We start from the raw sequence: 7227 nt of genomic DNA, 5'->3' as shown, positions 1-7227 counted from the left end.
GCCGGTCCGCGCTGACGACCCCGCGCCGGCGACCCCGCCCGCACCCGCGCCAGCGCGCGCACCCGCACCTGTGCCCGCGCCGACCCCCGCACCTCCGCCCGCGCCGGCCGGGGACCCCGCACCCTCGAGCGGCGCCGCAGACGGCCCGTGCAGCCCGTACCGCCGCCGCAGCGGCCGCACCCGCTCGGACAGCCACCGGCGGTACTCCTCGGGCACGTAGGCGCCGTTCGCGTACAGCCGCCGGTAGTTCGGCACCAGCTCCGGCCGGTGCTCGGCGAGCCACGACAGCATCAGCGGCCGCACCGGCCCGCGCAGGTGCAGCGGGATCGTCGTCACCCAGGACGCACCGGCCTCGGCGAGGTCGCGGAACAGCCCGTCGAGGTGCGCGGTGGAGTCGGTGAGCCACGGCATGACCGGGGCGACGAGCACGCCGCACTCCAGCCCCGCCTCCCGCACCGCCCGGATCAGCCCGAGCCGGGCGCGCGGCGTCGGCGTCCCCGGCTCCATCGCCTGCTGCAGCTCCTCGTCGCCGATCGCGAGGGAGACGGCGACGCTCACCCCGACCTCCCCCGCCGCCTCGACGAGCAGCGGGATGTCCCGGCGCAGCAGCGTGCCCTTGGTGAGCAGCGACATCGGCGTGCCCGAGTGCGCGAGCGCCCCGATGATCCCGGGCATCAGCGCGTACCGCCCCTCCGCCCGCTGGTACGGGTCGGTGTTGGTCCCGAGCGCGACGTGCTCGTGCCGCCAGGACGGCCGGCGCAGCTCCGCGGTCAGCACGTCGACGACGTTGGTCTTCACCACGATCTGGGTCTGGAAGTCCTCGTCGGGGCCGAGCCCCAGGTACTCGTGCGTCGGGCGGGCGAAGCAGTAGGTGCAGGCGTGCAGGCAACCGCGCATCGGGTTCACGGTCCACCGGAACGGCATCGCCGACGCCTCGGGCACCTTGTTGAGGGCCGACTTCGCGTGCACCTCGTGGAAGGTCACGCCCGCGAACTCCGGCGTGCGGACCGACCGCTGGTGCCCCGCCAGCGCGAGGCCGGGCAGCGCCTGCGCCGCCTCCACCGCGATCTTCTGCCCGTCCCACCGCATGGCACAGATTCGAACACGTGTTCGACCTCCACGCAACCACCCAGGGCACGACCCTGGGGACGCGCCGCGCGGGCGGAGCGCGGCGGCGACCACCCGGCCGCCGGCGAGGGACCAGAATCTCAGCATGCTGGCCTTCCGGTTGCCGACCCGGCGTGGCCGACGGACCGTGGGGGCATGACCTCCGCGAACCCGGCACGCCCCGCCCCGAGCCACCCCGCCCGCCGCGACGCCGCCCGCACGGGCAGCACGCCCGGCGCGGGCACCGGCCCGGCCACCCGCGGCTGGCCCGTGCTGGTCGGCCTGCTGCTGCTCAACGCGCTCGTCGCGTTCGGGGGCGGCCTGGCGTCGGCCTCGGGGGTCGACGGCTGGTACGCCGACGCCGACAAGCCCGCATGGACCCCGCCGAACTGGGTGTTCGGCCCGGTCTGGACCGTGCTCTACGCGGTGATGGCGGTGGCCGCCTGGCTGATCTGGCGGCGGCACGGCCGCGCGGCCACGACGGCGCTGGTCCTGTACGGCGTGCAGCTCGCGCTGAACGCCGCGTGGACGCCGGTGTTCTTCGGCGCGGAGCAGCTGGGCCTCGGCCTGGCGATCATCCTCGCGCTCGAGGTGGCGCTGGTCGCGACGATCGTCGCGTTCCACCGCCTGACCCCGTGGGTCGCCTGGCTGCTCGGCCCCTACCTGGCGTGGGTGCTCTACGCCACGACGCTGAACGCGGGCCTCGCCGCCCTGGCGTGAGGCCCGCGCCCGGGTGTCAGCCCTCCGCGGGGACCACCCGCGGCCACCGGTCCTCCGTCGGCGGCGCCCAGGCCGCGGCGTCGGCGTCGACCTGCTCGCCCGACCGGATGTCCTTCACCTGGTCCGCGGCGCCGTCCTCGCCCGGGAACCACACGAACGGGATCCCCCGGCGGTCGGCGTGCTTGATCTGCTTGCCGAACTTCGCCGCCGTCGGGGCGACCTCGACCGGAACGCCCCGGGCCCGCAGCGCGGTGGCGACGGCGTCCGACGCGGGTCGGCTGTCCTCGGACGTCACGGCCACCAGCACGGCCGCCGGCACGCCGCGGGTGGCCCGGACCAGGCCGCCGGAGAGCAGCCGGGACACGAGGCGGGACACGCCGATCGACAGGCCGACGCCCGGGTAGGTCTGCTTGCCGTCCGAGGCGAGCGTGTCGTACCGCCCGCCGGAGCAGATCGAGCCGAGCTGCTCGTGGCCGACCAGCACCGTCTCGTAGACAGACCCGGTGTAGTAGTCGAGCCCGCGGGCGATCTTGAGGTCGGCGACGACGACGCCCGGTGCGCGCACGGCGGCGGCCTCGATCAGCTGCCGCAGCTCGCCCAGGCCCTGCTCCATCAGCTCGGACACGATCCCGTGCTCGGCGGCCAGCGCGCGGACCCGGTCGACCACGCCGGCGTCCCCGCCGGAGATCGCCGCGAGGTCGAGGCACGCCCGCGCCTGCTCGGGCGTCGCGCCGGTCTCGGCGACGAGCAGGCCGGCGACCTTCTCCGGTCCGATCTTGTCGAGCTTGTCGATGCTGCGCAGCACGCCCTCGACGTCGTCGAGGCCGATCCCGCGGTAGAACCCCTCGGCCACCCGGCGGTTGTTGACGAGGATGCGCACCGGCGGCACGCCGATGTCGCGCAGGGCGCCCAGGGCCTCGGCCATGACCAGCGGGAGGTCGACCTCGTAGTGGTACGGCAGGTCGCCCGCTCCGACCACGTCGATGTCCGCCTGCACGAACTCGCGGAACCGGCCGTCCTGGGGCCGCTCGCCGCGCCACACCTTCTGGATCTGGTACCGCTGGAACGGGAACGCGAGGTGCCCGGCGTTCTCGAGCACGTAGCGCGCGAACGGCACCGTGAGGTCGAAGTGCAGGCCGAGCTGCCCGGACCGGTCCTGCTCGGCGTCGGTCTCCTCCTGGAGCCGGCGCAGGACGTAGACCTCCTTCGAGGTCTCGCCCTTGCGCAGCAGCTGGTCGAGCGGCTCGACCGCCCGCGTCTCGATCCCGGCGAACCCGTGGAGCTCGAAGGTGCGCCGCAGGGTGTCGAGGACGTGCTGCTCGACCACGCGGCCGTCGGGGAGCCACTCGGGGAAGCCGGAGAGAGGAGTCGGGCGTGCCATGCGGGTCAGTTTGCCAGGTACGGGTTGGTGGCCAGCTCCGCGTCCACCCGCGTGGCGGGCCCGTGGCCCGGCAGGACGTGCGTGCCGGGCGGCAGCGCGCCGACGACGTCGCGCAGGGTGGCCGCCATCGCGACGGGGTCGCCGCCGGGGAGGTCGGTGCGGCCGACCGACCCCGCGAAGAGCACGTCGCCGGTGAACGCGACCCGGTCGTCGCCCGCGGCGAGCAGGTAGAGCGTCGAGCCCTCGGTGTGGCCGGGGGCGTGCCGGGCGACCAGGGTCACCGAGCCGAGGCGCAGCTCGACGTCCGGGGTCCGGCCGGTGCCGCCGGCCCCGTCGGCGCCGTCGTCGGTGCCGTCACCCGCTCCGCCGAACGGCGCCACCAGCGCCGGGTCGACCCGCCCGAAGGTCGCCGGGTCCAGCCCGGCCGCCGCTGCCGCCGACCGCAGCGCGCCCGCCACGCCCGGGTCGGCCGCCGCCCCCAGTCCCAGCGTGCCGAGCGGGTCGGCCAGCCGGTGCGCGTCCCGCGCATGCAGCCGCAGCGGCACGCCGGCCTCGGCGGCGAGCACGCCCGCGTCCGCCACGTGGTCGGCGTGCCCGTGCGTCGCGACGACCCCCGCGATGCGCAGCCCGTGCTCGGCGACGGCGGACCGCACCGCGTCCGCGACGCCGCCGCCGGGGTCCACGACGACGCAGTCCCCGTCGTCGGCCGCCACCACGTAGCAGGCCGCGGCGAACACGGGGGCGGTCAGTCCGAGGATGCGCACCCGGCCACGCTAGCGGCGCCCGCGGGACCCCCGGCACGCGCGTGCGGCGCGCGCGTCACCCCCAGGACCACCGGCTGCCTAGACTGTCCGGCGGGCGCGGGCGCTCTGAGTGCCCGCGCACGAGGACCCCGCCGACGCCGAGACCGAGGAGAGTGCGTGCCGTCCAGCAAGCGCGAGCGCGAGTACGAGCGCCGCCGGTACGAGAAGTGGCAGCAGCGCCAGGCGCAGAAGCACGCCCGCAAGCGGCGGCAGCAGATCATCGCCGGCGGGGTCGTCGGCGTGCTCGTGCTCGGCGTGGGCATCACCGCCGCGCTCCTCGCGACCGGCGGCGACGACGACACCACCGCGGGCTCCGGAGCCACCGACGCCCCCACGGCCACGCAGACCACCGCCGCCGAGCGCCTCGGCAACGGCGGCGTGCTCCCCGACGCCTCGCTCGCCGAGGGCCGCACCTGGACCGGCACGATCACGACCAGCCAGGGCGAGATCGGCGTCGAGCTGGACGGCGCGGCCGCCCCGCAGGCGGTCGCGAACTTCGTGACGCTGGCGCAGGAGGGCTACTTCGACGGCACCGGCTGCCACCGCCTGACCACCAGCGGCATCTACGTGCTGCAGTGCGGCGACCCGACCGGCACCGGCACGGGGAGCCCCGGCTACGCGTTCGGGCCGATCGAGAACGCCCCCGCCGACGACGTCTACCCGGCCGGCACCATCGCGATGGCCCGCCAGGGCGGCAACGGCGAGTCGATGGGCAGCCAGTTCTTCCTCGTCTACGAGGACTCGACCATCCCGGCGGACGCCGCCGGGGGCTACACCGTGTTCGGCCGCATCACGTCGGGCCTCGACGTCGTGCAGGCAGTCGCTGACGCGGGCGTGAGCGGCGGTGCCACGGACGGCACCCCGGCCACCCCCGTCACCATCGAGGGAGTGGAGACCCAGTGACCGAGACGCCCGACGAGCAGCAGCGCGCCCAGGACAGCGACGAGGCCGCCGTGGCCGCGACGCCCGGGGTCGGCGAGGCCGAGGTCCCCACGACGGAGGCCACCGCGGCCGACGCCGAGGCCACCGCGACCGAGGTCTCGGCCGCCGACGACGCCGAGGTCCCCGCGACCGACGACGCCGAGGTCCCCGCGACCGACGAGCAGGCTCCGACCGAGGACGCCCCCGCGGCGGCCGAGGAGACGGCTCCCGCCGACGCGCACGTCGCGCCGGCCGAGGAGCCGACCGCCGCCGCCGACGACGCCGCCCCCGCCGACGACGCCGCTCCCGCGGCCGACGCCGCGCCCGCGGCCGAGCCGGTCGAGGCCGAGCCGGCCGCCGAGGCCGAGACCGAGCCGTCCCCGGCCCCGGCCGCGCCGACCCCCGCGACCGCCCCGCGGCCGAGCGCCCCGAAGCCCAGCGCGATGCGCCCCCGCCCGCGACCGAGCGCCACGCCGGCCGCGGCCGGTGCGGACGCGCCCGGCGAGGCCCCGGCCGCCCCCGCGACCCCCGTGGTCCCGGTGCCGGTGGCCGACGACTCGGCGGAGGCGGCCGCCGCGGCCGGCTTCGGCCGGGTCGACGACGAGGGCACCGTCTACGTCCGCGAGGCCGCCGGCGAGCGCGTCGTCGGCCAGTTCCCGGGCGCGTCGGCGGACGAGGCGCTGGCGCTGTACGTGCGCCGGTTCCTCGACCTGCAGGCGAAGGTCGCGCTGTTCGAGGCGCGGCTCACCGCGACGGACCTCGCGGTCAAGGAGATCGACCAGACGCTCACGCGCCTGACCGAGGAGACCGCCGAGCCGGCCGCCGTCGGCGACCTGGACGGCCTGCGCGCGCGCCTGGACGGCCTGCGCTCCGCCGCCGCCGAGCGCCGCGCCGCGGTCGAGGCCGAGCGGTCCGCCGCCCGCCAGGCCGCCCTGGAGGCGCGCACGCAGATCGTCGAGCGCGCGGAGAAGATCGCCACGACCGACCCGGCGCGCATGCAGTGGCGCCCGGCGGGCGAGCAGCTCCGGGCCCTGCTCGAGGAGTGGAAGGACGCGCAGCGCTCCGGCCCGCGCGTCGACCGCACCTCCGAGGAGGCGCTCTGGAAGCGGTTCAGCCACGCGCGCACCACGTTCGACCGCGAGCGTCGGCACTACTTCGCCGAGCTGGAGTCCCGGAACGCCGGGGCGAAGGCCGCGAAGGAGGAGATCGTCCGCGAGGCCGAGCGCCTGTCGTCGAGCACCGAGTGGGGCCCGACCGCCGGCGCCTACCGCGACCTGATGGCGCGGTGGAAGGCCGCCGGCCGCGCGAGCCGGTCGGACGACGACGCGCTGTGGGCTCGGTTCCGCGCCGCGCAGGACACGTTCTTCCACGCCCGCGACGAGCTGAACGCCGCCACGGACCGGGAGTACGGCGCGAACCTCGAGGTCAAGGAGGCGCTGCTGGTCGAGGCCGAGGCCATCGACCCGTCGAAGGGGCTCGGCCAGGCCAAGGCGGCGCTGCGCTCGATCCAGGACCGCTGGGAGGCCGCGGGCAAGGTCCCGCGCGGCGACATCCAGCGGGTCGAGGGGCGCCTCCGCGCGGTCGAGGCGAAGGTGCGCGACGCCGACCAGGCCGAGTGGCGGCGCACCAACCCCGAGACCCGCGCGCGGGCCGAGGGCGCCCTCGCGCAGCTGGAGAACGCGATCGCCCAGCTCGAGGACGACCTGGCGAAGGCCCAGGCCGGCGGCGACGCCCGCAAGGTCGCCGACGCGCAGGCCGCCCTCGACGCCCGCCGGTCCTGGCTGGAGCAGGTGCAGCGGGCCGCGGAGGAGTCCCGGGGCTGACGCCCGTCCACAGCCGGTGCCGGTCGCCCTCGCCACGCGCGGGGGTCGACCGGCATCGTGCTGCGGGTGACGTCCCGACCGGCTCCCCCGCCGCACCCCGCGCCGCCCGCGCCGCGCACCGCCGCCCGGCTGCCGCCCACGCCCCTCGTCCGCCCCGGCGACGTCGGCCCGGTCGCCTGGCGCCTGCTCGTCCGCGACGGGCAGCTCGTGCCGCTGCGCGACGACGTCGCCCTGCCCGCGCGGGTGCGCCCCACGCCGGCGCTGCGGGCCGCTGCCCTCGCCCCGCTCGTCCCGCCGCGGTGCGCCGTCGCGCGGGCGGCGGCGGCGTGGGTGCACGTCGGCGGCGCCCCGCCGGCGCGGGTCGACGTCGTGGCCCCGGCCGGAGCCCGCGTCCCCGACGCGGCACCCGGCCGCACGGGCGCGTCGGCGGCCCTGTCTCTTATCCACACCTGACGCTGCCGACGAAGGCAGT

The 7227-nt window shown here is 77.2% G+C and carries 7 protein-coding genes; 4 read left to right on the top strand and 3 right to left on the bottom strand.

Going from position 1 to position 7227, the window contains the following annotated elements:
- A partial coding sequence (locus AC3WUG_RS19065) for an Rv2578c family radical SAM protein (protein ID WP_492329109.1) occupies positions 1-1089 on the bottom strand: 1089 nt, incomplete at its 3' end.
- A 174-nt stretch (positions 1090-1263) separates the two neighbouring features.
- Between AC3WUG_RS19065 and AC3WUG_RS19060 the strand changes: the two genes are divergently transcribed.
- The gene (locus tag AC3WUG_RS19060; protein WP_492329108.1) at positions 1264-1827 is read left to right on the top strand and encodes a TspO/MBR family protein; all 564 of its coding nucleotides are present in this window, start codon (positions 1264-1266) and stop codon (positions 1825-1827) included.
- Positions 1828-1843: 16 nt separating this feature from the next.
- On the opposite strand, the gene hisS is transcribed toward AC3WUG_RS19060, so the two are convergent.
- Together hisS and AC3WUG_RS19050 are read right to left on the bottom strand one after the other, a co-directional pair.
- Positions 1844-3208 carry a histidine--tRNA ligase gene (hisS, locus tag AC3WUG_RS19055; protein WP_492329107.1) on the bottom strand — a complete coding sequence of 455 codons (1365 nt, stop codon included), beginning with the start codon at positions 3206-3208 and terminating at the stop codon, positions 1844-1846.
- Between the two features lie 5 nt (positions 3209-3213).
- Positions 3214-3972, bottom strand: coding sequence for an MBL fold metallo-hydrolase (locus AC3WUG_RS19050; RefSeq protein ID WP_492329106.1), 759 nt, complete (start codon positions 3970-3972; stop codon positions 3214-3216).
- A gap of 156 nt (positions 3973-4128) precedes the next feature.
- Between AC3WUG_RS19050 and AC3WUG_RS19045 the strand changes: the two genes are divergently transcribed.
- From AC3WUG_RS19045 to AC3WUG_RS19035, 3 genes are all read left to right on the top strand, one after another.
- Positions 4129-4914, top strand: coding sequence for a peptidylprolyl isomerase (locus tag AC3WUG_RS19045; RefSeq protein ID WP_492329105.1), 786 nt, complete (start codon positions 4129-4131; stop codon positions 4912-4914).
- The gene (locus tag AC3WUG_RS19040) at positions 4911-6755 is read left to right on the top strand and encodes a DUF349 domain-containing protein (RefSeq protein WP_492329104.1); all 1845 of its coding nucleotides are present in this window, start codon (positions 4911-4913) and stop codon (positions 6753-6755) included. The genes AC3WUG_RS19045 and AC3WUG_RS19040 overlap by 4 nt, the downstream gene beginning before the upstream one ends.
- A gap of 66 nt (positions 6756-6821) precedes the next feature.
- Positions 6822-7208 (top strand): hypothetical protein, encoded by a 387-nt coding sequence (locus AC3WUG_RS19035; RefSeq protein ID WP_492329103.1) that lies wholly within the window; start codon positions 6822-6824, stop codon positions 7206-7208.
- Positions 7209-7227: the final 19 nt, after the last annotated feature.

The sequence above is a fragment of the Cellulomonas sp. EB106-03-03-XG116 genome (genome assembly GCF_058792015.1).
The sequence above is the reverse complement of the archived record's forward strand: the minus strand, read 5'-3'. Positions and strand labels throughout refer to the sequence as shown.